At 65.2% G+C, this 25,530-nt stretch carries 23 protein-coding genes; 16 read left to right on the top strand and 7 right to left on the bottom strand.

Annotation, left to right across the window (positions count from 1 at the left end; all coding sequences use genetic code 11):
* The first annotated feature begins 20 nt into the window (after positions 1-20).
* On the top strand, positions 21-815 hold the full coding sequence (locus RIC54_RS14360) for a class I SAM-dependent methyltransferase (protein WP_350084872.1): 795 nt from the start codon (positions 21-23) through the stop codon (positions 813-815).
* Here the strand turns inward: RIC54_RS14360 and RIC54_RS14355 are convergent.
* Complete coding sequence (locus RIC54_RS14355) at positions 748-2,307, bottom strand: glycosyltransferase family 61 protein (protein ID WP_350084871.1); 1,560 nt, start codon at positions 2,305-2,307, stop codon at positions 748-750. The genes RIC54_RS14360 and RIC54_RS14355 overlap by 68 nt on opposite strands.
* 199 nt (positions 2,308-2,506) lie before the next feature.
* On the opposite strand from RIC54_RS14355, the gene RIC54_RS14350 reads away from it, so the two are divergent.
* The 4 genes from RIC54_RS14350 (at position 2,507) to RIC54_RS14335 (ending at position 9,385) form a co-directional block, all read left to right on the top strand.
* Positions 2,507-4,360, top strand: coding sequence for an ABCB family ABC transporter ATP-binding protein/permease (locus RIC54_RS14350; protein ID WP_350084870.1), 1,854 nt, complete (start codon positions 2,507-2,509; stop codon positions 4,358-4,360).
* A 148-nt stretch (positions 4,361-4,508) separates the two neighbouring features.
* Positions 4,509-5,402 (top strand): 2-hydroxy-3-oxopropionate reductase, encoded by an 894-nt coding sequence (gene glxR / locus RIC54_RS14345; protein WP_350084869.1) that lies wholly within the window; start codon positions 4,509-4,511, stop codon positions 5,400-5,402.
* 103 nt (positions 5,403-5,505) lie between these two features.
* Positions 5,506-6,837 carry an OmpP1/FadL family transporter gene (locus RIC54_RS14340; RefSeq protein ID WP_350084868.1) on the top strand — a complete coding sequence of 444 codons (1,332 nt, stop codon included), beginning with the start codon at positions 5,506-5,508 and terminating at the stop codon, positions 6,835-6,837.
* Positions 6,838-7,003: 166 nt separating this feature from the next.
* Positions 7,004-9,385: a thiamine pyrophosphate-binding protein gene (locus RIC54_RS14335; protein ID WP_350084867.1), complete on the top strand. Its 2,382-nt coding sequence runs from the start codon at positions 7,004-7,006 to the stop codon at positions 9,383-9,385.
* Positions 9,386-9,403: 18 nt separating this feature from the next.
* On the opposite strand, the gene RIC54_RS14330 is transcribed toward RIC54_RS14335, so the two are convergent.
* Complete coding sequence (locus RIC54_RS14330; RefSeq protein ID WP_350084866.1) at positions 9,404-9,580, bottom strand: hypothetical protein; 177 nt, start codon at positions 9,578-9,580, stop codon at positions 9,404-9,406.
* A 65-nt stretch (positions 9,581-9,645) separates the two neighbouring features.
* Entirely contained in the window at positions 9,646-10,563 is a 918-nt protein-coding gene (locus tag RIC54_RS14325) for a DMT family transporter (RefSeq protein ID WP_350084865.1), read from the bottom strand.
* A gap of 139 nt (positions 10,564-10,702) precedes the next feature.
* Here RIC54_RS14325 and ald point away from each other — a divergent pair, with 139 nt between their 5' ends.
* Together ald and RIC54_RS14315 are read left to right on the top strand one after the other, a co-directional pair.
* Positions 10,703-11,821: an alanine dehydrogenase gene (ald, locus tag RIC54_RS14320; RefSeq protein WP_350084864.1), complete on the top strand. Its 1,119-nt coding sequence runs from the start codon at positions 10,703-10,705 to the stop codon at positions 11,819-11,821.
* The gene (locus tag RIC54_RS14315) at positions 11,818-12,141 is read left to right on the top strand and encodes a DUF983 domain-containing protein (RefSeq protein ID WP_350084863.1); all 324 of its coding nucleotides are present in this window, start codon (positions 11,818-11,820) and stop codon (positions 12,139-12,141) included. The genes ald and RIC54_RS14315 overlap by 4 nt, the downstream gene beginning before the upstream one ends.
* 110 nt (positions 12,142-12,251) lie before the next feature.
* On the opposite strand, the gene RIC54_RS14310 is transcribed toward RIC54_RS14315, so the two are convergent.
* The 3 genes from RIC54_RS14310 to RIC54_RS14300 are packed head-to-tail and all read right to left on the bottom strand — an operon-like array spanning position 12,252 to position 15,295.
* Positions 12,252-12,611 (bottom strand): MmcQ/YjbR family DNA-binding protein, encoded by a 360-nt coding sequence (locus tag RIC54_RS14310; protein ID WP_350084862.1) that lies wholly within the window; start codon positions 12,609-12,611, stop codon positions 12,252-12,254.
* Between the two features lie 15 nt (positions 12,612-12,626).
* Entirely contained in the window at positions 12,627-13,898 is a 1,272-nt protein-coding gene (locus tag RIC54_RS14305; protein WP_350084861.1) for an NAD(P)/FAD-dependent oxidoreductase, read from the bottom strand.
* The gene (locus RIC54_RS14300; RefSeq protein WP_350084860.1) at positions 13,895-15,295 is read right to left on the bottom strand and encodes a glutamine synthetase family protein; all 1,401 of its coding nucleotides are present in this window, start codon (positions 15,293-15,295) and stop codon (positions 13,895-13,897) included. Before RIC54_RS14300 ends, RIC54_RS14305 begins: the two co-directional genes overlap by 4 nt.
* Before the next feature lie 122 nt (positions 15,296-15,417).
* Here RIC54_RS14300 and RIC54_RS14295 point away from each other — a divergent pair, with 122 nt between their 5' ends.
* Positions 15,418-16,761 carry a glutamine synthetase family protein gene (locus RIC54_RS14295; protein ID WP_350084859.1) on the top strand — a complete coding sequence of 448 codons (1,344 nt, stop codon included), beginning with the start codon at positions 15,418-15,420 and terminating at the stop codon, positions 16,759-16,761.
* Between the two features lie 10 nt (positions 16,762-16,771).
* On the opposite strand, the gene RIC54_RS14290 is transcribed toward RIC54_RS14295, so the two are convergent.
* A complete protein-coding gene (locus tag RIC54_RS14290) occupies positions 16,772-18,184 on the bottom strand; it encodes a methyl-accepting chemotaxis protein (protein WP_350084858.1) in 1,413 nt (470 codons plus the stop codon).
* A 145-nt stretch (positions 18,185-18,329) separates the two neighbouring features.
* Between RIC54_RS14290 and RIC54_RS14285 the strand changes: the two genes are divergently transcribed.
* The 8 genes from RIC54_RS14285 (at position 18,330) to RIC54_RS14250 (ending at position 25,522) form a co-directional block, all read left to right on the top strand.
* Positions 18,330-19,706, top strand: coding sequence for an aspartate aminotransferase family protein (locus RIC54_RS14285; RefSeq protein ID WP_502989645.1), 1,377 nt, complete (start codon positions 18,330-18,332; stop codon positions 19,704-19,706).
* A gap of 60 nt (positions 19,707-19,766) precedes the next feature.
* Complete coding sequence (locus RIC54_RS14280) at positions 19,767-20,186, top strand: hypothetical protein (protein WP_350084857.1); 420 nt, start codon at positions 19,767-19,769, stop codon at positions 20,184-20,186.
* Positions 20,187-20,323: 137 nt separating this feature from the next.
* Positions 20,324-21,400, top strand: coding sequence for an ABC transporter substrate-binding protein (locus tag RIC54_RS14275; protein ID WP_350084856.1), 1,077 nt, complete (start codon positions 20,324-20,326; stop codon positions 21,398-21,400).
* A gap of 30 nt (positions 21,401-21,430) precedes the next feature.
* A complete protein-coding gene (locus RIC54_RS14270) occupies positions 21,431-22,351 on the top strand; it encodes an ABC transporter permease (protein WP_350084855.1) in 921 nt (306 codons plus the stop codon).
* Entirely contained in the window at positions 22,351-23,196 is an 846-nt protein-coding gene (locus RIC54_RS14265; protein WP_350084854.1) for an ABC transporter permease, read from the top strand. Before RIC54_RS14270 ends, RIC54_RS14265 begins: the two co-directional genes overlap by 1 nt.
* Positions 23,193-24,308, top strand: coding sequence for an ABC transporter ATP-binding protein (locus tag RIC54_RS14260; protein WP_350084853.1), 1,116 nt, complete (start codon positions 23,193-23,195; stop codon positions 24,306-24,308). The genes RIC54_RS14265 and RIC54_RS14260 overlap by 4 nt, the downstream gene beginning before the upstream one ends.
* A gap of 50 nt (positions 24,309-24,358) precedes the next feature.
* Entirely contained in the window at positions 24,359-25,261 is a 903-nt protein-coding gene (locus tag RIC54_RS14255) for an alpha/beta fold hydrolase (protein ID WP_350084852.1), read from the top strand.
* 90 nt (positions 25,262-25,351) lie between these two features.
* Positions 25,352-25,522, top strand: a complete 171-nt coding sequence (locus tag RIC54_RS14250; protein ID WP_350084851.1) for a hypothetical protein — start codon at positions 25,352-25,354, stop codon at positions 25,520-25,522.
* The last annotated feature ends 8 nt before the right edge of the window (positions 25,523-25,530 follow it).

Genomic DNA, 25,530 nt, shown 5'->3' with positions numbered 1-25,530 from the left:
GATCTGAACGGATGTGCTGAATGGCTGATATCGCCGCTGACCGCCGCGCCTTGCAGGTACTCCATCAGCAGGATCTGGCTGACGTCGAGCGGTTGTTTCCCGGTCCGGCCTATCGCGATGTCTTGGGTTGGATTCACGATTACCGGCGACCCCGGAACTATCTGGAGATCGGGGTTAATCTGGGCCTGTCCTTCGCGCTGACACGACCGGAGACGCGGGCGGTTGGCGTCGATCCGGCGCCGAACCTGTCGCTGCCAGTCACCGGCCGGATCTTCGAGGAGACCAGCGATGCGTTCTTCGCCCGACCGGACCTCCGGGACATCGTCGACGCGCCGGTCGAACTCGCGTTCGTCGATGGTTTGCACAGCTTCGATCAGACGCTGCGCGACTTCATCAATGTGGAGCGGATCGCAGCGCCGGACTCGCTGATCGTGCTGCATGACGTGCATCCGTTCCGTCCTGAGGTCGCCACCCGCGACCGGCGCCGGATCTTCTGGACCGGGGATGTCTGGAAGACCGCCGCGATCCTGAGGCAGGAGCGCCCGGACCTGTCGCTGACCTACGTGCCGGCGTCGCCGTCCGGCATGCTGCTGGTCACCGGTCTGGATCCAGCAAGCAAGCACCTTGATGGCAGATTCGACACGCTTGTCGACTCATGGATGCCGCGCTCGTTACCGGATAACACTGCCGAGGTCGTGGCGGGTTTCGCGAGTATCACCAACACAGAGGCAGCGGTGTGCGACTACCTCAGCCGTGTTGTGGATCGCCCAGCCAGCGCCGAAGCGCTGCGACCGGAACCTCGAGGTCCTCATTGAACTGGTGGAAGGCGCCACGTTCGTCGCGCGCCGGTGCGCATTCGATGGCCGTCGCATCCAGATCGACAGACTGGAACTGTCCGAACAGCATCTCCACATGTCCCGGCCGCCAATCGCGCCAGGTACTGGGAACCAGCACCCCGATCCGGGTTCCGGGGGTTGCCCAGATCAGATTGATCAATGCGCTACCGTGAACGCCGACGATCTCACTAGCCTCGGCAATCATCGCGATCTGATCGATGAGGTCCAGGGTCTCAAGTTGCACGGTGCGGTAGCCGCGTGCTTCCAGTGCGTCGCGCACTGCATCTTCATTGACGATCCTGCGACGCATCGACGATCCGCGCGCGAGATACAGTTTGGTGCCGGGCCTTCCGGTGCCATCGGTCACGCCGGCCGCGTGCCGGCCGCGGTCGTGAAGGAATTGGACTGTGTCAGGGTTAACCGCCGGCAGGCTGGTCCCGATACCTCCGATTACCAGATGCTCGATTGCCACCCGGGTGCTGCGGATGACGGCATAGCCGTCGTCGTCGGCTGGTAGGCCCAGCGCTGCCAACAGCCGCCGATAGCTGGGTCGCGGCGGATCCTGCACCAGGAACGGCGGATCCAGCGACCGCCCGGCCAACGCGTAGGCGTGCAGTCGCTCCAGACCCTCGATGATGAAATGCCCGTGTACGGAGGTCTTGCCGAAGAACGTTGCAGAGGGAATTCGGGTGATCTGATCGTCGCCCGCCAGCGGGGTGTGCAGCGCCTCGTTGCGGCTGGGACGCAGCAGGAACGAGCGCTGCGACAGACCATAGCGCCAGCGGTAGGAGACGCCCTCGGACAGGACGCCGGCCCCCGGGACGTGTAGCAGGAACTGCTCCTCCAGCACGACTTGATCGAGCGCGGCGACATAGGGTCGACCCGGCGAATGGCCCAGGGGACGGTCGACACCGTGATGGCCGTCGACGTCGATTGTCGGCACCGTAATCACGGAACGACGGTCGGGCGCGGGCGCAACGTACCGGCCGCCGGCCAAGCTATCAGGCCTCACGAAGACAGATGCCTGGATCAATTCTCGACTGAGACCGTGCTGCAACAGCCGGTCAACCTCGGTCGGCCGCTGCTGAGCCGTTCGGATATGCGCCAGATGAATGACGTAGGCGCCTGCCCCGGTCGCGGTTGCCAGGGTTTCGACCACGGTATCGACGCCCGGCATCCGGTTCAGGGCGATGTCGGCGATCACGCCCAGAATTGTCTGGCGCACCAACCGGTCGAGCACCGCCAGAGCGGTGCCAGCTTCCGGGTCTGCTTCGACTCTTTCGGCGATCCTCGACAATGGCGGCCAGATCCAGAAACGGGCCATCTTGGTTCCGACTTGGGCGGCACCAAGCGACGCGAACGGTTCGGGGAACCTTACCCACAGCGGTGCCAGCGCCTCGACCTGACCATAACGCTCGGCTACCCGGTGCAGCAGGCGGACGTCGTCGATGTTCGCAACTCGGGTGGCCATGCTCGATGCCTTCGGTGGAGAGGCTGGCTGCAGGGCAGGCGTCCTTCATGTTGGCATATCAAGAGCGCCACCTCACAGAAATCGACGCGGATGGATTGTCGCCATCGGGTGACCACGTTCGGTCAGCGAAGTGCCGGGCGGTAGCCGCATCCGCGACGACCTCCTATATCAGTGCCTTGCCTGATGTTCCGGAGCCGTCATGCCGCCGCGCACTGCCGATGCCACGCCGAGACCCCCGGTTCGCGGCGACCTGAAGACGCTCAAGACGCTCGCGCCATACCTCTGGCCCAAGGGCGAGACCGCGATGCGGGTGCGGGTGGTGATCGCCATGATCTGCCTGGCCCTGGCCAAGGTGGCCACTGTGTACGTGCCGATCCTGTTCAAGGAAGCGGTCGATCTGGTGTCGGGCGGGCCCGGCTTTGCGGCCAACGCATTGATCGCGCTGGTAGTGGCCTACGGGATTGTGCGGATTGCCCAGCAGGGCTTCGCCGAGCTGCGCGAGTTCTTCTTCGCCCGGGTCGCCCAGCGCGCGATCCGCAAGGTAGCGCTGCGCACGTTCCGGCACCTGCACGCGCTGTCGCTGCGCTTCCACCTGGACCGCCAGACCGGCGGACTGTCCCGGTCGATCGAGCGCGGCACCAAGGGCATCGAGTTCCTGCTCAACTTCATGCTGTTCAACATCCTGCCGACCCTGCTCGAGATCGTCATGGTCTGCGGCATCCTCTGGTACCTGTTCGACATCTGGTACGCGCTGGTCACGTTCGTGACGATCTTCGGCTACATCGCGTTCACCATGTCGGTCACCGAGTGGCGCCTGAAGTACCGCCGGGCAATGAACGAGCAGGATCAGCAGGCGAACACCAAGGCGATCGACAGCCTGCTGAACTACGAGACCGTCAAGTACTTCGGCAACGAGGAGCACGAGGCCGGCCGCTACGACCGCAGCCTGGAGCGCTACGAGGAAGCGGCCGTGCAGTCGCGCACCTCGCTGTCGCTGCTGAACATTGGCCAGGGCGCGATCATTGCAGTTGGCCTGACCGGCATCATGACGATGGCCGGGTTCGGGGTGCAGGCGGGCACCATGACCACCGGCGACTTCGTGCTGGTCAACACCTACCTGATGCAGCTCTACCTGCCGCTCAACTTCCTGGGATTCGTGTACCGGGAGATCAAGCAGTCGCTCGCCGACATGGAGGCGATGTTCCGCCTGCTCGGCGAGAGCCGCGAGATCGCCGACGCCGAGGATGCGGGGGAGTTGCCGGCCGGGACCGGGCGGGTCGAATTCGACGACGTGCGGTTCAACTACCGTCCGGACCGGACGATCCTGAAAGGCGTGTCGTTCACGGTCGAGCCGGGCAAGACCGTGGCCATCGTCGGGCCGAGCGGCGCCGGCAAGTCAACGATCTCGCGCCTGCTGTTCCGGTTCTACGACGCGACGGGCGGTGCGGTGCGGATCGACGGCGCCGACCTGCGCACAGTCAGTCAGTCCAGCGTGCGCGCCGCGCTGGGCATCGTTCCGCAGGACACCGTGCTGTTCAACGACACGATCTTCTACAACATCGCCTACGGCCAGCCCGGCGCCACCCCGTCGGAGGTCGAGCGGGCGGCGCGCCTGGCCCGTATCCATGACTTCGTGATGTCGCTGCCCGACGGCTACCAGACTTCGGTCGGCGAGCGCGGGCTGAAGCTTTCGGGCGGCGAGAAGCAGCGGGTCGCGATCGCCCGGACCATCCTGAAGAATCCGCGAATCTTCCTGTTCGACGAGGCCACGTCGGCACTGGACAGCCATACCGAGAAGGCAATCCAGGGCAGCCTGCGCGAGGTTTCGCGCGACCGCACCACCCTGGTCATCGCCCACCGCTTGTCGACCGTGGTCGATGCCGACCAGATACTGGTGCTTGAAGCCGGTGAGATCGTCGAGCGTGGCAGCCACGCAGAACTTCTGGCCCGCGACGGCGTGTACGCCGCCATGTGGCGACGTCAGCAAGAGACCGGCATCGAGGCTGAGGAACGTGGCCCGACAGCCGAGGCGCTGGCCCTGTCGGCGCCGTGACGTCACGGTCGCGAGCGGCCTGTGCGCGCGCAGGAGACCGGTTTGGCGATGCACTGTTTCCCCGCGAAGGGCTTGCCTGCGGGCTTCTCATCGTATCGAGTCCTTCGCCGAAGCGGGTGGCAGGCCCGGCAACTGGGAGGAGACGGCCATGAAGATCGGTTTTGTTGGACTTGGCATCATGGGACGGCCGATGGCCGCCAACCTGCTGGCCGCCGGGCATGAGTTGCACGGCTACGCCACCAGCGGCGTTCCCGACGACCTGATCAAGCTCGGTGCCAAAGCCGAGGCAAACGCCCAGGCCGTTGCTGCGGCCAGCGAGATCGTCATCCTGATGGTGCCGGACACGCCCCACGTAGAGGCGGCGCTGTTCGGCGAAGGTGGCGTGGCCGGGGGCCTTGCCAAGGGCACGCTGGTGATCGACATGAGCTCGATTTCGCCGACGGCGACCAAGGATTTCGCCGCGCGCATCAACGCGCTCGGCTGCGACTACCTGGACGCCCCGGTGTCCGGTGGCGAGGTGGGCGCCCAGCAGGCGACGCTGACCATCATGGTCGGCGGGCCGCAGGCGGCGTTCGACCGGGCCAAGCCGATCTTCGAGCTGATGGGCAAGAACATCACCCTAGTCGGCGGCAACGGCGATGGTCAAACCTGCAAGGTTGCCAACCAGATCATCGTCGGGCTTACGATCGAGGCCGTGGGTGAGGCGCTGCTGTTTGCGTCCAAGGCCGGCGCTGATCCCGAGAAGGTTCGCGGCGCGTTGATGGGCGGCTTCGCCTCGTCGCGGATTCTGGAATTGCACGGCAAGCGCATGATCGAGCGCAACTTCGAGCCGGGCTTCCGGATCAATCTGCACCAGAAGGACCTCAATCTGGCGCTGTCGGGTGCCCGGGAACTCGGCATCAGCCTGCCGAACACCGCCACGACCCAGGAACTGTTCAATGCCTGTGCCGCCCGTGGCGGATCGGCCAAGGACCATTCTGCCCTGGTGCAGGCCCTCGAGCTGTTGGCGGATCACCAGATCGGCCAACCAAAAGCGAAGTAGGCCGGGTCCGGCCGGCGAGTTGTCAGTTTGTTAACCAGCATTGCCGACAATCCGATCAATACGGAATGACGCTGAAGCGTCACGACGAGTCGGGGAGGGAGCTATGCACAGGCCAACCACGGCCGGATTTGTTGCGACGGTGTTGTTGGCTGCGACGGGCGGCGACGCCCTGGCCTCCGGGTTTCAGATCAAGGAACAGAGCGCGGCCAAGCTCGGCAACGCGTTCGCGGGTGCCGGCGCATCGGGCGACGATCTGTCGATCCTGTTCTATAACCCGGCCGGGTTGGCCTTGTTCGATCGCAATCAGGTTCAGGCCGATTCGGCCCTGATCGTGCCGCACGCCGAACTGACGGTGACGTCGGCGACGTCAGGCGTCGGCACCGCAATGACCGGCGGCGATGGCGGAGACGCTGGACAGGGAGCGTTCGTGCCCAGCCTCTATGCGGCCTGGGTGCTGAACGACCGGGTCAATCTGGGCCTGTCCGTGAACGCGCCGTTCGGGCTGGTGACGTCGTATGACGACGACTGGGTCGGGCGCTATCACGCCATCACCTCCGAGTTGAAGACGATGATGATCACCCCGGTGGCGTCCTATCGGGTGAACGACCGGCTGTCGGTCGCCGGCGGTCCCTACCTGATGTACGCCGATGCCCGGCTGACCAACGGCATCGACTTCGGCACGATCTGCGCCGGCTCGCTCGGCCCGTCGACCTGCGCCGGCGCCGGCGTCACGCCGCAGGGTGCCGATGGTAACGTCGACCTGACAGGCGATGCCTGGGGATTCGGCTTCGCCGGCGGCTTGCTGTACGAGCCGTTCGATGGAACCCGGATCGGGGTGTCGTATCGCAGTCAGGTCGAACTGCGGGTCGAAGGAACGGCTGACTTCACCGTTCCGTCCAGTGCGCGCTTCCTGACCGCGTCGGGCGCGTTCACCGATTCGTCCGTCAGGGGCACCATCACGTTGCCGGAGACCGTGAGCCTGAGCGTGCATCACGACATCAACCCGCAATGGGCGGTCATGGCCGATGTGGTCTGGACGGCCTGGAGCCGGTTCGAGGAGTTGCGGTTCGAGTTCGACAATCCGGCGCAACCGGACAGCGTTACCCCGGAGCAATGGAACGATACGTTCTTTACCTCCGTTGGCGCCACCTATAAGCCGGTTGAAGGCTGGACCTTGCGCGGCGGACTTGCGTACGACCAGAGCCCGGTGGACGACAATTTCCGCACTGCCCGCATCCCCGACCAGGACCGCTACTGGGCGACTTTCGGGGCTGACTACAAGTTCAACGAGGTGGTCACGGTGCGGGCGGGCTACGCCCATATCTGGGTGGACGACGCGTCGCTGAACACGTCCGGGTCGGCTTCCGGAACGGTGGTCGGCACCTACGAGTCGTCGATCGACATCGTCTCGCTGGGCGCGTCGATCCGCTTCTGAGCGTCACTCGACTGAATTCGGAATGCCAGCCCTGCCGGCGCGGCGGTTGCCGTCGCCGTTGCCTTGGCGTATCCGGCGCAGGACGCGAAAGCTGCGTTCGGATAGGCTCGGATCGGACATCAATGTGTTCCCCGGGCGGAAGTGACAGCGGATGGAGAGTATACGCATGACCGGCAAGCCGGCGGAGCCGATCGCCCCAGCGAAGATCGATCTGATGCGGGCACTGGAGCGCAAGGTGCTCTGGCACGCCATGTGGACGATCCACAACGCCAACCATGTCCGGGAGAGCCGCGACCACATCAAGGTCGGCGGCCATCAGGCATCGTGCGCCTCGGTGGCGACGTTGATGACGGCGCTGTACTTCGACGTTCTGCGCCCGCAGGACCGGGTGGCGGTCAAGCCGCACGCCAGCCCGATCTTCCATGCCATCCAGTACATGATGGGCCGGCAGAGCCGCGAGGCGCTGGAGCGGTTCCGCGCCTATGGCGGCGCCCAATCCTATCCGTCGCGCACCAAGGACGCCGACGAGGTCGACTTCTCCACCGGCTCGGTCGGACTGGGCGTGGCCATGACCCTGTTCGCCTCGATGGTCCAGGACTACGTCCAGCTGCACAATCTGGTGCAGGACCCGGAGATCACCGCCCAGGGTCCGGGCCGCATGATCTCGGTGCTCGGCGACGCTGAGCTGGACGAGGGCAACATCTACGAGGCGATGCTCGAAGGCTGGAAGTACGATGTCCGGAACCTGTGGTGGATCATCGACTACAACCGCCAGAGCTTGGACGGTGTCGTCTCCGACGGCCTGTTCCGCAAGATCCAGGAGTTCTTCAAGACCGTCGACTGGCAGGTTGTCACCCTGAAGTATGGCAAGAAGCTGGAGCGGGTGTTCAAGCAGCCCGGTGGCGACGTGCTGGAGAAATGGATCGACGACTGCCCGAACGAGATCTACTCGGCGCTGACCTTCAAGGGACAGTCGGGCGAGCCGGGAGCGTGGCGGGAACGGCTGAAACTCGACCTGAAGGGCGTGTCCGGAATCAAGGCGATCCTGGACGACCACGACGACGAAGCCCTGCATACCTTGATGACCAATCTCGCCGGCCAGGACATGGAAGCCGTCCTGGAGGCGTTCCACGCGGTCGACGACGACGCGCCGCGCTGCTTCATCGCCTATACCATCAAGGGCTACGGCACACCGCTGGCTGGGCACAAGGACAACCACGCCGGGCTGATGACCGACGACCAGATGGCCCGGTTCAAGGCCCAGAATGGCATTGCCGACGGCCGGGAGTGGGATCTGTTCGCCGAGGCCGGCCTGCCGGCACAGACCCTGAAGGACTACGTAAAGGGCGTGTCGTTCAACGCGCCGGGCTCGCGTATACATTCGGCGCCCAAGGTCGAACTGCCGGACCGGCTGAACCTGCGCATCAACAAGACTATGGCGACCCAGCAGGCGTTCGGATCGATTTTGAACGAACTGGCACGCGGCAATTCAGCGCTGGCATCGCGGATCGTGACGACCTCGCCGGACGTGACGGTGTCGACCAACCTCGGTCCCTGGGTGAACCAACGCGGCATCTTTTCCCTCGACGTGCGCAACGACGTGTTCCGGGACGAGCAGGTGGCCTCGGCCCAGAAGTGGATGCGCCATGGTGGCGGCCAGCACCTGGAACTCGGCATTGCGGAAAGCAACCTGTTCATTCTGCTGGGCGCGCTCGGCCTGTCCGGCCCGCTGTTCGGCACCCGGCTGCTGCCGGTCGGCACCCTGTACGACCCGTTCATCCAGCGCGGCCTCGATAGCCTGAACTACGCCTGCTACCAGGGCGCCCGGTTCATGGTGGTCGCCACGCCGTCGGGCATCACGCTGGCGCCGGAAGGCGGGGCGCACCAGTCGATCTCGACTCCGCTGATCGGCCTTGGCCAGCCAGGGTTGAGCAGCTTCGAGCCGGCCTATGTGGACGAACTGGCGGCCATCATGCGCTGGGGTTTCGAGCACATGCAGGCCGATGACGGCGGCTCGGTCTACCTGCGGCTGTCGACCCGTGCGGTCGACCAGCCGGACCGTACGCTCAGCGACGAGCAGACCGCCGACCTGCTGGCCGGCGCCTACTGGCACATCGAACCGAAGAACGGGGCCGAACTGGCGTTGCTCTACAGCGGGCCGGTGGTACCGGAAGTGCTGCAGGCCTATCAGGAACTGGCGGAAGACGTCCCAGGCTTGGGCGTCCTGGCCGTCACCTCGAACGACCGGCTCTATCACAACTGGCAAGGGAGCCTGCGCCGCCGCAACGGCAGCGGCTCCGGGAACAGTCATGTGGAGCGGCAGCTGTCCCGCCTTGCACCGACCGCGGGGCTGGTCACCATCCATGATGGCCACCCGGCGGCCTTGAGCTGGATCGGCTCGGCTACAGGCCGCCGGCTTTACCCGTTGGGTGTGTCGAGCTTCGGCCAGTCCGGCGACATCCCGGACCTGTATGCCCACTACGGCCTGGACGCTGCTGCCATCGTCGACATGGCGGCAACGGCATGCCTGGAGGCGGCACGCAGGTAACGGCCCTCTTGCGAAACCTCACGCTGACCGGCGGGCCAAGCTCTGTTCGGCGTTCAACTGATCAAGCCGCTTGCGCACGGCCTCCTGGCCCTTGACCACCGACACGACCTCGCCGGTCCATGTGTCGCTGATCCGATAGGTCTCGGCCGTCTCCAACGGAGCGGCGGCATAGCGCTTGGCGGATTCCTCGGCCATCGCATCCTCCCTTCGGTGGTTGGTGTCGAGGTACATTATTGAACGTGGGTACGATCGTGGTGGCGTCAACCGGCTGCCGGTCTCATCCGGGCCATCAGGCGGCCGTCGATGAAAACCATTCCCAGGGCAATCAGGGCGAGACCGAGCAGCTGGCGGCTGGTGACGGCCTCGCCCAGGACCAGCACACCCAGAACCATGGCGCTGACCGGAACCAGCAGGGTGACCAGCGACACGTTGGTGGCCCCGGCGTTCGCCAGAACCCGGAAGAACAGGATGTAGGCGAGCGAGGTGCTGAACAGCGCCAGGGCGACGATCGCGCCGAGCACGACCGGCTCCGGCATGGCGAGTGTCCAGGGCCGGTCGATCAGCAACGCCAGAGGCAGCACCAGCAGGCTGCTGGCCGACAGTTGGCCAGTGGCGGTGACCAGCGGTGGCAGGGCTTTGAAACGGCGGCCGAACACGCTGGCGCAGCCGTAGGAGATCGTCGCGCCGACCACTGCCAGCTGGGCAATTAGGGAGGTGTCGAGCCCGCCCAGAGCGGCTGGCCCGATCATCACGGCGAGGCCGGCGAATCCAATGGCGATTCCGGCCAGCTTGCCGAACGCCAGCGGCTCGGCCCCGACGGCGCGGGCCAGCAGGGCGGCCCAGAATGGCGTCATGCCGTTGATCACGGCGGCCAGGCCGGCGCCGATCGTGGTCTGGCCGTAGAAGATCAGGCCGAACGGGACCAAATTGTTCAGGATTCCCATGCCGGCGAAGGCGAGCCACAGACGGTAGTCGACTGGCAGGCGCAGGCCCGCCACGCGGACGACGACCAGCAGCGCGAGCGCGGCCAACCCCACCCGCGCCAGCACCAGCGTCAGCGGCGGGACAACCGCCACGGCCACCTTGCCGAAGAAGAACGACCCGCCCCACAGCGCCGACAGGGTCAACAGGCAGATCCAGTCGAGGCCGGTCATGCGCGGTGCGGCGGCGATGGTCATGATGATCTCCAGGTGGGATCGCGGCGGCACACTGCGTCGACCGGCTGGGTAAAGCCATCCGGTTCTTGCGCGCGAGCGGCGCATTGAACCGGAAACCGCGGCGGCATAGTGTCAGCCAATACCGCTAACGGAGGACTTCATGCGCATCGGCGTGCCGAAGGAAATCAAGAATCACGAATATCGCGTTGGCCTGATTCCAGGCAGCGTGCGGGAACTGGTCGCCCATGGGCACGAAGTGCTTGTCGAGACCCATGCCGGCTATGGCATTGGCCTCGACGATGAACACTACGTGGCCGCCGGCGCGCGGATCGTCCCGACCCCCGACGAGGTGTTCGCAACCGCCGACATGGTGGTCAAGGTCAAGGAGCCGCAGCCGGTCGAGATTGCACGCCTGCGACCGGGTCAGATCCTGTTCACCTACCTGCACCTGGCGCCGGACGAGACCCAGACCAAGGGATTGGTGGACTCCGGCTGCATCGCCATCGCCTACGAGACGGTGACCGATGCGCATGGCCGCCTGCCGCTGCTGGCGCCGATGAGCGAGGTTGCGGGCCGGATGTCGATCCAGGCCGGCGCGCATTGCCTGGAGAAAGCGCAGGGCGGCAACGGCACGCTGCTGGGGGGCGTCCCGGGTGTGTCAGTGGGCTCGGTGGTGATCCTCGGCGGTGGCGTCGTGGGTACCAACGCGGCGCGCATGGCGATGGGTCTGGAGGCCCGGGTCACCATTCTCGATAAGTCGCTGCACCGGCTCTACGAACTCGACATGCAGTTCGGGCCGACCCTGAACACCATCTTCTCGACCAGCGACGCGATCGAAGAGTACGTGCTGAGCGCTGATCTGGTGATTGGTGCGGTACTGGTTCCCGGGGCGGCTGCCCCGAAGCTGGTCAGCCGCGAGATGGTGTCGCGCATGAAGCGCGGCTCGGTACTGGTGGACGTGGCGATCGACCAGGGCGGCTGCTTCGAGACGTCGCGGCCGACCACCCACGCCGATCCGACCTACATCGTCGACGAGGTGGTGCACTACTGCGTCGCCAACATGCCGGGTGGCGTAGCCCGTACATCGACCTTCGCGTTGAACAACGCGACCCTGCCATTCACCCTCGCTCTTGCCGACAAGGGGTGGCGCCTGGCGTTATCGGACAACCCGCACCTGCGGGCCGGATTGAACGTTTGCGAGGGCCGGGTCGTCTACGAGGCGGTCGCCGAGGCGCACGGGCTGCCCTACACCCCGGTCGAAGAAGCGCTCAGAACGTGACGGAACCGATCGGCACGGCCGACCCGGTCGTGTCGCCAAGTGGCGACCGCAGTGTCTGGCAAGCCGTAACCCGGGGTATTCTCGGCCGCTGTCCGGCCTGCGGTGTGGGACGTGTGCTCGACGGCCATCTGACCGCGACGCCGGCATGCTCGTCCTGCGGCGAAGGGTGCGCACACCTGCGGGCCGACGACATGCCGCCTTGGCTGACCATCATGGTGGTCGGGCATGTCGTCGTCTCGCTGCTTCTGCTGGTCGAGAAGCTCTGGCATCCGTCGATGATGCTGCAGATGGCGGTGTGGCCGGGGCGACCTTGGCGTTGATGCTGGTGCTGCTGCCGCGCAGCAAAGGCGTGGTGCTCGGCGTGCTGTGGGCGACCGGGGCGGGCGAGTGCGAGAAACCGTTCGAGCCGTAGCCTTATGGCGCCGGGCTCTCAGTCGTCTGTTGGTCCGACCAGACGCTTGGGAGCGGTCAGCCGATAGCTGCGCCGAACCAGGGACGCGACTTCATCCCAGTCGGGATCATTGTCCAACCGGACGCCGATCCAGCCCTTGTGTCCGACATAGGGCGGTACGAAGAACCTTTCGGGGTCGGCACCGACCAGGGCGGCTTGGCTGCCAGGCGGTGCCTTGCACCATAGAGAGACTCGGCCGTCGCCGCGTTTCTCCATCGCGAAGATCTTGTCGCGGATCCGGAAGGTCGGATCGCCCCAGGCCTGCTTCTCGGTGGCTTCGGGCAACGCCAGGCAGATCGCGCGCAGGCGGTCGATCGGGGGAGGGCGGTCTGTCGTCATCGGGAACTCCCGCGTTCACCAGCCCAATCGGTCCTTCAGCTTCAGCAGGCCCATGGCGGCCACGAGGGTGGGCGTCCTCAGCAGGCCGCCGGGGAACGGCAGGTGGCGAACCTGCTCGATCAGACGGAACCGGCCGTCGTCGCCGGCGATCGTCTCCGCGATCAGCGTGCCGGCAAGCCCGGTCAGGGCCACTCCCTGCCCGGAGAACCCCTGGGCGTACAGGACGTTCGGCGCCAGCCGGCCGAAATCCGGCACCCGGTTGTGGGTGATGCCGATCAACCCGCCCCAGGCGTACTCGACCGCGACATCGATGAGCTCCGGGAACACCCGGCGGATGCGTCGGGCTAGCCAGTCCTTGAGACCGACCGGGGTCGTCGCGGAGTAGCTGGCGCCGGCGCCGAACAGCAGGCGGCGGTCAGCGGTGAGCCGGAAGTAGTCGAGCGCCACGTTGCAGTCGGCCACTGCCACGTCCTGGGGAAACAACCGTTGTGCGCGTTCCTCGCCCAGCGGTTCGGTCACGCCGATGAACGACGCGACAGGCATGACCTTGCGGTTCATCTGCGGCACGAGGCGGCCGAGATACGCGTTGCCGGCCAGCACCAGTGTGTCGGCCTCGACCGTGCCGCCTGACGTGGTGACCCGCACCGTCTCGCCATAGTGGATGTCGACCGCGGCCGAGTGCTCGAACAACCGCGCCCCGGCCGCTTCGGCAGCACCCGCAAGGCCAAGCAGGTAGGCCAGCGGATGCAACTGTCCGCTGCCGGGCTCGATCATCCCGCCGACATACAGATCGGTCGACAGAACCGTGCGGACTGCCGACCCCTCGACCATGGCCGGACCATGGTAGCCATACTCCGCCCATTGCTCGACGGTGTCGCGTAGGTCGGCGAGCTGGCTGCGGTTCAGCGCGGCGATCAGGTAGCCCCAACGCAGGTCGCAATCGATGTTGTGGCGTTTGACCCGCTCCGGGATGGCGGCGATGGCCTCGCGACCCATGTCCCAGATCGCCTGGGCGTCGGCGCGGCCGACCGCGGCCTCGATGCGCTCCATCGGTGCGCTGTAGCCCTGGACGATCTGGCCGCCGTTGCGGCCGGAGGCACCGTGGCCGATCGCCTCGGCCTCCAGCAGGATGACGTCGATGCCGCGCTCGGCGAGGTTGAGGGCGGTCGAAACCCCGGTCAGCCCTCCGCCGATCACGCAGACCCGCGCACGAACGGCTCCCGCAAGTGTCGGTCGAGGCGCCGCTGCCCGCGCGGTCGCGTGATACCAGGTAAGCGGAGGCGTCATATGGTCGTCAGATACCACCGCCACTCCAGGGGGGTAACTTCGGCCTCGAAGTCCCGTCGTTCGGCTTCCTTGACGGCGTGGAACACCCGCTGGAAGTCAGCCCCGAGCCAGTTGGCGACGAACGCGCTGCTTTCGAAGCAGTCGAGCGCCGCCGACCAGGTCTTGGGCACCGAAGGCTCCTCGGTTTCATAAGCGTTGCCGTCGATCGGCCGCGGGGCCTCGGCTTCGGTCTCGATGCCGTGCAGCATGCCGGCCAGCACCGCCGCAGTGGCGAGGTACGGGTTGGCGTCGGCGCCGGCGACCCGATGCTCGATGCGGGTCACCGCAGCAGACCCGGCCGGGACCCGGAACGCGCAGCTGCGGTTGTTGTAGCCCCAGCACGCCGACATCGGCACGTAGTTCGCTGGTCGCAGCCGCTTGTAGGCATTGGCGGTCGGCGCGAACAGCGCCATGCAGTCGTTCATGGTCGCGGCCAGCCCGCCGACCGCGTGGCTCAACGCCGGTGAGCCGAGCTTGCCGCCCTTCGGGTCGGCGAAGATGTTCTTGCCGTCCGGCCCCAACACGCTGACGTGCAGATGCAAGCCGTTGCCGGTTTCCTCGCTGAACGGCTTGGCCATGAAGGTCGCGTTCATGCCGTGGGCTCGAGCAACGCCCTTGACCGCCCGCTTCAGCAGCACGGCGTGATCGGCCGCCTGAACCGGATCGGCCTCGTGGGTTAGGTTGATCTCGAACTGACCGGGCGCGTACTCGGCCGAGGCGGCCATGGCCGGAATGCCCTGGACGCGGCAGGCGTTGGCGACGTCGTCCAGCACCGCTTCGAAGTCGTCGAGTTCGTCGAGGCCGTAGACCTGGGTGGTGGCCTGGCGCGCCCCGGTAACCGGCGACATCGCCGGGATCGGCGGCAGGTGATCCTCGCGCTTCCGGTCGATCAGGTAGAACTCAAGCTCCAGTGCTACCACAGGGGTCAGGCCGCGCGCCTTGTAGCGATCGAACACCCGCTGCAGCACGACCCGCGGCTCGGCAAAGAACGGTGCGCCGTTCGGATCGGTCATGGTCAGCAGGACCTGCGCCGACGGGCGGGCAGTCCAGGGAACCGGCATCAGGGTTCCCGGCACCGGCCAGCAAGGATAGTCGGCGTCGCCGAGTTCCCAGACCAGGCCGGTTTCATCGACGGAGTCACCGGTCACGTCGGTCCCGAACACCGATGCCGGAAAGGCTGCACCTTCCTCGAACAGCCCGGCGAGTTGATCCCGCCCGACTCGCTTGCCGCGAACGACGCCGGAGACGTCAGGCAGCAGGATATCGATGGTGGCGGCTTCGGGATTCTTGGCGAGAAAGGTCTCGGCGAAGAGGCGGCCGGCGGAGCTATTGGGCCCGGTGGGACCTTCGGGGGACATGGGATTCCAACGACGGTTGTGAAGAACACAGTGATAGCATGCCCACCGCCGTAGCGGGAGAGGCGCGTTGCCCGAGCGCGGGCGCGCGGTGTATGTCTGGCCATCCGTTCACGCGAGGTCTCATGATCCCCGATCTGGAAGCTTGGATTCAGGAACGCCGAATCACTGAAGTCGAATGCATGGTCTCCGACGTCTCCGGCATTCCAAGGGGCAAGATCCTGCCCGCCCGCAAATTCCTCAAGGCGATCGGCGAGCAGGGACTGCGCATACCCGAGTCGGTTTTCGGCCTCACGGTGACCGGCGACTACATCGAGGAGTACGACCTCAATCCGCGCGCCAGCGACGTCTATCTGCGCCCGGCACCGGAGACCATCCGGATGGTGCCCTGGTACAAGGAGCCGACGGCCCAGGTCATCTGCGACGCGTATTACTTCGACGGCTCTCCCGTTGACGTCTCTCCGCGCCATGTGCTGCGGCGGGTGCTCGATCTGTACGCCGAGCGGGGGTGGAAGCCGACGGTCGCACCGGAGCTCGAGTTCTTCCTGGTGAAGGTCAACGCCGATCCCGACTATCCGCTCGAGCCGCCGGTCGGGCGGTCCGGCCGACCGGAGACCGCGCGTCAGGCCTACGGCATCGATGCGGTCAACGAGTTCGATCCGCTGTTCGAGGACATCTACGACTACTGCGAGGCTCAGGACATCGACGTCGATACCCTGACCCATGAATCCGGTGCCGCCCAACTGGAGATCAATTTCAATCACGGCGACCCGATGGAACTCGCCGACCAGACCTTCCTGTTCAAGCGCACCGTTCGGCAGACCGCGCTCGATCATGGAGTCTACGCGACCTTCATGGCCAAGCCGATGCAGCGCGAGCCGGGATCATCGATGCACATCCACCAGTCGGTGTGCGATGCCAAGACCGGCCGGAACCTGTTCGCCGACAAGGATGGCGAGAACTCGGAGTTCTTCCTGAACTACATCGGCGGACTGCAGAAGTACCTGTCGGCATCGATGCCGCTGCTGGCGCCTTATGTGAATTCGTACCGGCGGCTGATGCCGGACAACGACGCACCGATCAACGTGCATTGGGGCATCGACAACCGCACCGTCGGTTTTCGGGTGCCGATCTCCTCTCCGGAAGCGCGTCGTGTCGAGAACCGGGTCGCCGGTGCCGACGCCAACCCGTATCTCGCGATGGCCGGATCCTTGGCCTGCGGCTATCTCGGCGTGGTCGAGGAGCTGGAGCCTTCCAAACCGATCGACGGCAGCGCCTACCAGCTCGCGGTCAACCTGCCACGGCACCTGGAGGACGCGCTGCTGCGCCTGAACCGTGCCAAGCCGCTGCGCGAACTGCTGGGGCAGCGATTCGTGAACGTGCTGACGACGGTGAAGGAGACCGAGTCGCGCGCCTACATGCAGGTCATCAGTGCCTGGGAGCGGGAGTTCCTGCTGCTGAACGTGTAACCGCCGACGGCTACGGCTTGTAGGCCAGCCGCACGCCGCCCCAATGCCGGCCGCGCACGGTGATCGGTGCCGAGACGTCCTTCATCAACGCGAACACCCCGCCGCCCATGTCGCGCCGATAGGTTTGCAGCAGGAAGGTTTCCTGATTCTTCCCGGCTTTCAGGCCGACGCGGTCGTTGAAGATCCGTCGGTTTCGGCAATTGGCCGCGTTCCAGACCGGGTCGTTGCCCTGGGGCTTGCTGAACTTGTTGTTGTGCGTCGGCAGGTAGCCGTTCTCATCGACGGCTGCACAGAACACGATGCGTTCGTCGAACGCGAGAACCGGCTCTTGGATCGGCGGCAGCGCCTGATCTGTGATCTTGAGGCAGCCCGCACGGAGCTGCTCGGGATTGGTGCCGGCGATCGGGGTATACTGGCGATCAAACAGCTGCTCCATCGTGATCTCACCCCGTTGAACAGCCTCCTCAAACGCTGCGGAAACCGCCTTGGCGACTTCCTGAACCTTCGCGATGAACGGGCGGTCGACGGTGTTGGCGCCTGATCCGGCGCAATACCCGGCCAAGCGCTCGCCGGTGTCGATCAGGCGATTCACACGGTCCCTGGCTTCCTTGAGTGTGCTGCTCGACCGATCGACGTCCGCGGTGATGGTTTCGATGCTCACCCGAAAGCTGGCCGACGTTTCCGCAATCAGGGTTGCGTCGCTGGCGATCGAGGTCGCCTGGGTTGCGATGTCCTCGACCGCATCTCCGATGGTGCCCATGGCGGTGCCGATCGCCTGGGTCCCATCACGCACGCCGTCGGCGAGCCGCGTAGTCTGCGTGCCCTGCTCGATCAGTTCACGGGCTTGCGCTTCCAGATCCTTCAGGGTGCGTCCAATATCAAGGGTGGCTTCGGCGGTCTGGTTGGCGAGGGATTTGACCTCGCCTGCGACCACTGCGAACCCGCGGCCGGCGTCTCCGGCACGCGCCGCCTCGATTGTCGCGTTCAGCGCCAGCAGATTGGTTTGCTTGGCAATCGCGTTGATGACCTCGGCAATCTTGCCGACCTGACCGAGAGCTTCCTGCAACCCGCTCAGTCGGCCCTCGATCGCCGATACCCCCTCAACCAGGGTGTGAATATCGGAAACCGCGGACGTGACGGTGCTGCGCGACGACTGCACGTCGTCCGCCGCTCGGGTAGCGATGTCACGGGTGCGCTCGGCCGCCTCGACAATTGCCGCGTTGCTGCCGGCGACCTGCACGGCGGCTTCGTTCAGACGGTGGAACTCGTCGGCCTGACGGGCGATCCGTCCGGCAACCTCGTCTACGTTTCCTGCCACGTCGACGATCTCGATCGACAGGCTGCCCGCCTCCTTGGCGATAACGTCCATGACTTGGCTGCCAGCGGGCGACGCCGGATCGACGCCCTCCGAATCTGCTGCCATGATTTCCTCCCAGTCGTTTCTGCTTTTTGCGGCACTTTAGGGCAAATCATGCTCCGGGCTCCGTAAAAAACCGGTTAAGACCGCGGGAAGCGACGAGCCTGGCTCGCCTCTACACATGCATCGGAACGTTCAGAACGAGATCATCATGAATAAGATGCCAAACGCCGACGATGAAGCTGCGTTCCAGGCTGCCGACGCAGCCCATCACTTGCATCCGTTCACCGACTACAAGGCCCTGGCGGCCGAGGGCAGCCGGGTCATCGTGCGGGCCGAAGGCAGCACGATATGGGATTCCAAGGGAACGGCGATCCTCGACGGGATGGCCGGTCTCTGGTGCGTGAACGTCGGCTACGGACGCCCGGAACTCGCCGACGTGGCGGCCCGCCAGATGCGCGAGTTGCCGTACTACAACACCTTCTTCAAGACGACGACCGAACCCGCGACAGTATTGGCTGCCCGTCTGGCCGAGCTCACCCCTGAAGGACTGGAGCATGTGTTTTTTGCCAACTCCGGGTCGGAGGCGAACGACACGATCGTGCGCATGGTACGGCGCTACTGGCAGCTTCACGGCCAGCCGGACCGCAATGTCATCATCAGCCGCGAGTACGCCTATCACGGTTCAACGATGGTGGCGGCCAGCCTCGGCGGCATGACCGCGATGCACAAGCAGACCGGAATGCCGTTGCCCGGCTTCGAGCACATTCGTCCGCCCTACTACCTGCGAGACGGCGGAAACATGACACCCGATGAGTTCGGGATCGCTGCCGCCCAGGCCCTGGAGGAGCGCATACAAGCCGTCGGACCGGACCGAATCGCGGCTTTCATCGCCGAACCGATCCAGGGCGCCGGCGGGGTCATCGTTCCGCCGGACAGCTATTTCCCGGAGATTCAACGAATCTGCCGCCAGTACGGGATCCTGCTGGTCGTCGACGAGGTGATCTGCGGCTTCGGGCGGACCGGCAACTGGTTCGGCGCGGAGACCTTTGGTATTCAGGCCGACTTCATGACTCTCGCGAAAGGGTTGTCGTCCGGGTACATGCCGATTTCGGCCGTCATGGTCGGTGACCGGGTCGCCCGCACGCTGATCGACGAGGGTGGGGAGTTCTTCCACGGCTTCACCTATTCCGGCCACCCGGTGGCCTGTGCGGTAGCCCTGGAGAATCTTCGGATCATTGAAGATGAGCGGCTGGTCGAGCGGGTGCGCGACGATATCGGGCCGTACTTCCAGACTCGGCTTCGCGAGCTCGCGGATCATCCGCTGGTTGGCGAGGTGCGCGGCGTCGGCCTGATCGCCGGCATCGAGCTGGTTCGCGACAAGGACGGCCCGGTGTTCTTCCAGCCGGAAGGTCACGCGGGCACGATCTGCCGGGATCACTGCATTCGAAACAACGTGATTCTCCGAGCGGTTCGCGACGGAATGGTCGCGGCACCACCATTGGTAATCACGCACGCCGAAGTCGACCATTTGGTGGAGACGGTACGCCGCTGTATCGACCAGACACAGGTCGACCTGGGACTCTGAGGAACTTGCCGTTCCGCCTCGCGTTGCGCATAATGTGTTAACGGAGGATTAACGGACGACATGGCGATCGGCATCAGCACGTCGTCGCTGTCCCTGTCGAGTGGGGCGCTTGGCCAGGGAAGCGTGAATCGGAACCCGACTGAGTCGTCGGGTGGGTTGCGCGGACTTGCGTCTTTGGGCACCGGCCTCCGCACCGGCTTGAACGTCGTCCAGCGTGCTACCGTAACGGCGGGTGAACTCAGCGAGGCGCGTGCGCGCGCCAGCGAGGCACTCGCCGAACAGGCCCGGTTGGAGCGCGAGAACGCCGAAGCCCAGGACGCGGTGGTGCAGGCGGAATTCCAATCCGCCGATCTGGCGACGGACACGGCCGCTCGGGAGGACGACAATCCGGTGGCACCACAGACCGTGGATGCCGCGGTCGTTGCCGGCTCTGCCGGTGAGGCGCCGCCGCGTGGGGCGTTCGTCGACCTGTCCGTCTGATCGCTTGGGGCGTCCGCGCAACAACCTGCCCGATTGACAGCGGAGCCGTGAGCGTTTTTGCTTTCGGCACTGCACAATGGTGGCGGACCCGGGAATGGGCCGTCGGCAAGGGGTCATCGGTAGGGGAGGCACGACGGATGGTAGACCACTCAACTCGGCGCTCGACGCGTCGTTCCTTCCTCGCGGGCACCGGCGCCGTCGCCGCCGGCCTCACCTTCCTTCCCAAGAACGGCTGGAGCGCCGAAGAGAAGAAGCTCAACTTCTACAACTGGGACACCTATATCGGCGAAACGACCCTGGCTGACTTCAAGGGCGTGACCGGCGTCGATGTCTCCATGGACCTGTTCGCCGACAACGACGAACTGTTCGCGAAGCTGAAGGAAGGCAATCCGGGCTACGACGTGATCGTGCCGACCAACGACTACGCCGAGCGCATGATCACGGCAAAGATGCTGATGGCGCTGGATCACTCGAAGATCCCCAATATTGCCAATATTTCCAAGCCGTTCCTGAACCCGAAATTCGATCCCGGCCGCAAGTATTCTCTGCCGTACATGTGGGGAACAGTGGGCATCGGCTACCGCAAGAGCCGGGTGGACGGCGTGCCGAACAGTTGGAAGGCGCTCTACGACTCCAACAAGTACTCCGGCAGAATTGCGTTGCTTGGCGCCCCGTCGACGGTTCTGCAGGTCGGCTGCAAGTACCTGGGCTGGCCGCTCAACGAGACCGATCCGGCGAAGCTCGAGAAGGTCGCCGAGATGCTGATCAAGCAGAAGCCGCACATCAAGGTGTTCGCCGAGGATAACGGCCAGGACCTGCTGTTGTCGGGCGAGGTCGACCTGACCATGGAGTGGAACGGCGACATCCTGCAAGTGATGGCCGAGGACAAGGACATCTCCTACGTGGTCCCGGACGAGGGCGGCTTGCTGTGGGAAGATACGCTGGCCATTCCGAACGGCGCGCCGCATCCGGAAAACGCGCACGCCTTCATCAACTACCTGCTGGACGCCAAGGCTGGGGCGGCAATCGCCGACTTCATCCAGTACGCCACACCGAACGCGGCGGCCAAGGCACTGATGAAACCTGAGTATACCGGCAACCCGGCCATCTTCCCATCGGATGACGTGATCGCCCGTTGCGAGACCGCGATCTATCAGGGAACCGAATACACCCAGTTGATCGACCGGCTCTGGACGAAGATCGGCGCCGCTTGAGTTTCGCGCTGCGGCCGGGGGGCAGGCGCGATGGAAAGTTGGCGGCGTAACCCGCTGGTATTCTGGATCATCGGTCTGCCGCCGACCGCGTGGCTGTTGGGGTTCTTCCTGATTCCCCTGGCCCTGGTGTGGGTGCTCAGCTTCGCCGAGCTACGCGGCGTCGTCGACATGGAGGTGACCGGGACGCTCTCCAACTACGCGAGGGCGATCGATCCGCTGTATCTGCAGATCTTCCTGAAGTCCTTCGTGTTCGCCGGGCTGACCACGGTGGTTTCGCTGGTCTTCGGCTTTCCGGTGGCGCTGGCGATTGTTTTTGCGCCACGGCGGTGGCGGGCATTGCTGTTGCTGCTGGTCATCCTGCCGTTCTGGACCAACCTGCTGATCCGGACCTACGCCTTGATCGCGGTGCTGCGGACCCGGGGGTTCGTGAACTTCACGCTTGAATGGTTCTGGGACCAGGCGAATGGCGTGCTGTCGCTGATCGGGCTCGGATCCCTGCAACTTCTCGGCGGCCGGTTCGAACCGCTGGAACTGCTGTACAACAACACCGCCGTGGTGGTCGGTCTGGTGTACGTGCACCTGCCGTTCATGGTGCTGCCGCTGTATGCGTCGCTGGAGAAGCTGGACCGTTCGCTGATCGAGGCGGCGCTGGACCTGGGGGCATCGCAGCTTCATGCGTTTCGCACTGTCGTCGTGCCGCTGGCCCTGCCGGGGATCATCTCGGGATCGATCCTGGTGTTCATTCCCGCACTCGGCTCGTTCCTGACGCCCGACCTGCTGGGCGGCACCGACAGTCAGATGATCGCAAACGTCATCGAGCGGCAGTTCAAGAGCGCCAACGACTGGCCGTTCGGCTCGGCGCTGTCGTTCCTGTTGATGTATCTGACCTTCGGTGCCCTGGCGCTGCGGGCGCTCTACAGCCGGCGCACCGCCGGACAGGGCAGGGTATGATGGCGACGGCGACGCCGGTCGGTCCGCTCGACTATGCCCGCCGCACCTGGGTGCGGTTGATGCTGATGGTGGTCTTCGTGTTCCTGTACGCGCCGATCATCACGCTGATCGCATTCAGCTTCAACGACAGCCGGCGCAACATCGTCTGGCAGGGCTTTACCCTCGACTACTATGGCAAGGCGCTGCGCAACGACAGCCTGATCGAGGCATTCGGCAACTCGCTGACGATCGCCCTGGCTTCGACGATCATCTCGATCATCCTCGGAGCGTTGGTTGCAGTGCTGCTCTGGCGGTTCCGGTTTCCGTGCCGCGCCGGCTACGAAGGGGCGATGGCCCTGCCGATCGTCATTCCGGAGATCTGCATGGGCGTGGCGATGCTGGCGTTCTTCTCACGCGTCGGATGGCCGAGCGACCTGCCCTGGCCATTCTCACTCTCTGCCATCACCATCGCGCATGTCTCGTTCAGCTTCCCGTTCGTTGCGGTCGTGGTCCGCGCCCGGCTCGAGGGTTTCAACCGCGAACTGGCCGAAGCGGCGCAAGACCTGGGCGCCACCGAGTGGCAGGTGTTCCGGGACGTCATGATCCCGTTCATGCGGCCGGGGCTGGTGGCCGGCGGGATGCTGGCCTTCACCCTGTCGCTGGACGATTTCGTCATCACCTTCTTCACGTCGGGCCCGAACACCGTGACCTTCCCGGTCAAGGTCTACTCGATGGTCCGGTTCTCGGTGACGCCGGAGGTCAACGCGGCATCGACGATTCTCATCGTGATCACCGTGGCACTGACGGCGACGGCTCTGTGGCTGCAGAACCGGGCGAACGACAAGGCGGAGAGGGCGGTGGGATGAGCGCGATCGGAACGGACGACACCCCGATCATCGAGATCAGCGGGCTGAGCAAGCGATACGGTCCGATCTTGGCGGTCGACTCGGTCGACCTGACGATCCGCCGCGGGGAGTTCTTTGCGCTGCTGGGCCCCTCGGGCTGTGGCAAGACCACCCTGCTGCGGATGTTGGCAGGACTTGAACTCCCGACGGGAGGTACCATCCGGATCGACGGGCAGGACATGTCGATGGTGCCCGCGAACCGTCGGCCGGTGAACATGGTGTTCCAGTCCTACGCCGTGTTCCCGCACATGAGCGTGCGCGACAACGTGGCCTACGGCCTCAAGGTTGACGGTGTTCCCAAGGCCGACGCCTGGGAGCAGGCGGAGGAGGCCTTGAACCTGGTCAAGCTCGGTGGTTACGGACCGCGGCGTCCCGACCAACTCTCAGGCGGGCAGCGGCAGCGGGTGGCATTGGCCCGGGCGCTGGTGAAACGGCCGAAGGTGCTGCTGCTGGACGAGCCGCTATCCGCACTGGACGCCAAGCTGCGGGAACAGATGCGGTTGGAACTGGTCAATCTGCAGGAGAGCGTTGGGATCACGTTCATCGTTGTAACTCATGACCAGGGCGAAGCGCTTTCAATGGCTGACCGGATTGCCGTCATGGATCACGGCCGGGTCCAGCAGACCGCGCCGCCCGCCGAGTTGTACGAGTTCCCTCAGACCAAATTCGTCGCCGACTTCATCGGCTCTGTGAACCTGATCGAAGGGCGGGTGGAGGCGGGCGAGGGCGGCCACGTCCGCTTGCGGGCACCGGGCGTCCCGGTCCCGGTGGAGATCGAGCAGGAAGCCGGCCTGCCGGTCGGATCGACCGGATGGCTGGCGCTGCGGCCGGAAAAGGTCGACATCTCGAACGATCCGCCGGTGGACGCGGCGCGTAACACGGTGATGGGAACCGTCGAAGAGATCACCTATCTCGGCGAAGTGTCGATTTTCCACGTCCGGCTCGACGACGAGCATCCGCTGATCAAGGTTGCGATCGCCAACGTCGACCGGGTGACCCGTCGACCGTTTACCTGGGGCGACCGGGTGCACCTGTCCTGGACACCGACCTGCGGGGTCGTGCTGTCACAATGATCCATACCTCCGTCCCAGAGACGGTCGAGGCGGCTGGTGGAAGTGCAACGTTGATCGAGCGCCCCGGCGGTATCCGACTGCGTGCCGCGCGTTTCGATCCCGTCAGTGCTTCTGGTGGCGAGCCTCGTCTGTGCGTGTTTCTCTCGGGCTACACCGAATTCATCGAAAAGAATCTGGAATCGATCGGTGAGTTGACCGACCGCGGATTCAGCGTGCTGACCCTGGATTGGCGGGGACAAGGTCTGTCCGACCGGCTGCTGGCCGATCGCCACAAAGGGCACATCGACCGGATGGAAACCCATCTGGAGGACCTGCAGGCCGTCCTGGATGGCTTTGCTGGCTTCCGGGACGGTCGATTCTTCATGGTCGCACACTCGATGGGCGCGCACTTGGCATTGCGCTACGCCATCGATCGGCCGGAGCGGGTGGATCGGGCTGTTCTGATCGCGCCGATGCTCGGGATCGGACGGACGGGTCTCCCCAACTGGCTGGCGCGGTGTCTGGTGGAGGGATTCTGCCTCACCCCGCTGGCGGGCAGCTACATCTTCGGCGGTGCGGGTTATGGACCACGCCGGCAGAGGTTTGAGGGCAACGTTCTGACCCAGGACCAGGCGCGCTTCGAGCGGCTGCACCGCCTGATGGCCGAGAACCCGGACCTGGTGCTTGCGGATCCGACGTTCTCCTGGGTACGGGCGGCGCTCCGGTCAATCGAGGCGGTGACGGTTCCGGGAGTCCTGGAGCGCGTACGCATACCGCTCCTGCTTGCTGTGGCCGGCCAAGACACCATCGTGTCGAACGCGGCGATCGAGGCAGCCGCCCACCGGTTACCCGATGCGCAGGTTCTGCGCCTCTCCGATGCCAAGCATGAGATCCTGGGTGAACTTGAGCCGATCCGCCGAGCGTTCTGGGATGCGGTCGACGCGTTTCTGGACAGCGGAGAGGCCAGCCGGTGAACGATCGATCGCCTGGATGACGTGCCGTGGGCAATTGCAATCCTGGAGTGGCGCCCTAACATTCATTGGGTGATTGCCGGGGAGGGCGGGATGCTGTGGATTGAGCGCGTGATGGCAGCGATAGCCGAGTTCATCGCGTGCGATCTGTTCCGGCTGGACAGCCGGGATATCGAGCGCGTTCGCGAGCAGGAATATGGCGGCACGGAGGTGTGTCCGGCCGGTCGGCGGAACACCCAGGTGGTGGTGCGCTTCGGGCGCTGAACCGGCCG

It is taken from the genome of Thalassobaculum sp., from assembly GCF_040219215.1.
Classification (GTDB): Bacteria; Pseudomonadota; Alphaproteobacteria; order Thalassobaculales; family Thalassobaculaceae; genus Thalassobaculum_A.
This window is presented reverse-complemented; position numbering and strand designations above follow the sequence as displayed.

Bases quoted from the DNA above. Each gene is read 5' to 3' on its own strand.
- ald (WP_350084864.1), top strand. From the start codon at position 10,703: ATGCGCATCGGCGTGCCGAAGGAAATCAAGAATCACGAATATCGCGTT.
- RIC54_RS14310 (WP_350084862.1), bottom strand. From the start codon at position 12,611: ATGACGACAGACCGCCCTCCCCCGATCGACCGCCTGCGCGCGATCTGC.
- RIC54_RS14330 (WP_350084866.1), bottom strand. From the start codon at position 9,580: ATGGCCGAGGAATCCGCCAAGCGCTATGCCGCCGCTCCGTTGGAGACG.
- RIC54_RS14285 (WP_502989645.1), top strand. From the start codon at position 18,330: ATGAATAAGATGCCAAACGCCGACGATGAAGCTGCGTTCCAGGCTGCC.
- RIC54_RS14275 (WP_350084856.1), top strand. From the start codon at position 20,324: ATGGTAGACCACTCAACTCGGCGCTCGACGCGTCGTTCCTTCCTCGCG.
- RIC54_RS14295 (WP_350084859.1), top strand. From the start codon at position 15,418: ATGATCCCCGATCTGGAAGCTTGGATTCAGGAACGCCGAATCACTGAA.
- RIC54_RS14325 (WP_350084865.1), bottom strand. From the start codon at position 10,563: ATGACCATCGCCGCCGCACCGCGCATGACCGGCCTCGACTGGATCTGC.
- RIC54_RS14305 (WP_350084861.1), bottom strand. From the start codon at position 13,898: ATGACGCCTCCGCTTACCTGGTATCACGCGACCGCGCGGGCAGCGGCG.
- RIC54_RS14335 (WP_350084867.1), top strand. From the start codon at position 7,004: ATGACCGGCAAGCCGGCGGAGCCGATCGCCCCAGCGAAGATCGATCTG.
- RIC54_RS14350 (WP_350084870.1), top strand. From the start codon at position 2,507: ATGCCGCCGCGCACTGCCGATGCCACGCCGAGACCCCCGGTTCGCGGC.
- RIC54_RS14340 (WP_350084868.1), top strand. From the start codon at position 5,506: ATGCACAGGCCAACCACGGCCGGATTTGTTGCGACGGTGTTGTTGGCT.
- glxR (WP_350084869.1), top strand. From the start codon at position 4,509: ATGAAGATCGGTTTTGTTGGACTTGGCATCATGGGACGGCCGATGGCC.
- RIC54_RS14260 (WP_350084853.1), top strand. From the start codon at position 23,193: ATGAGCGCGATCGGAACGGACGACACCCCGATCATCGAGATCAGCGGG.
- RIC54_RS14250 (WP_350084851.1), top strand. From the start codon at position 25,352: ATGCTGTGGATTGAGCGCGTGATGGCAGCGATAGCCGAGTTCATCGCG.
- RIC54_RS14270 (WP_350084855.1), top strand. From the start codon at position 21,431: ATGGAAAGTTGGCGGCGTAACCCGCTGGTATTCTGGATCATCGGTCTG.
- RIC54_RS14355 (WP_350084871.1), bottom strand. From the start codon at position 2,307: ATGGCCACCCGAGTTGCGAACATCGACGACGTCCGCCTGCTGCACCGG.
- RIC54_RS14300 (WP_350084860.1), bottom strand. From the start codon at position 15,295: ATGTCCCCCGAAGGTCCCACCGGGCCCAATAGCTCCGCCGGCCGCCTC.
- RIC54_RS14280 (WP_350084857.1), top strand. From the start codon at position 19,767: ATGGCGATCGGCATCAGCACGTCGTCGCTGTCCCTGTCGAGTGGGGCG.
- RIC54_RS14360 (WP_350084872.1), top strand. From the start codon at position 21: ATGGCTGATATCGCCGCTGACCGCCGCGCCTTGCAGGTACTCCATCAG.
- RIC54_RS14290 (WP_350084858.1), bottom strand. From the start codon at position 18,184: ATGGCAGCAGATTCGGAGGGCGTCGATCCGGCGTCGCCCGCTGGCAGC.
- RIC54_RS14265 (WP_350084854.1), top strand. From the start codon at position 22,351: ATGGCGACGGCGACGCCGGTCGGTCCGCTCGACTATGCCCGCCGCACC.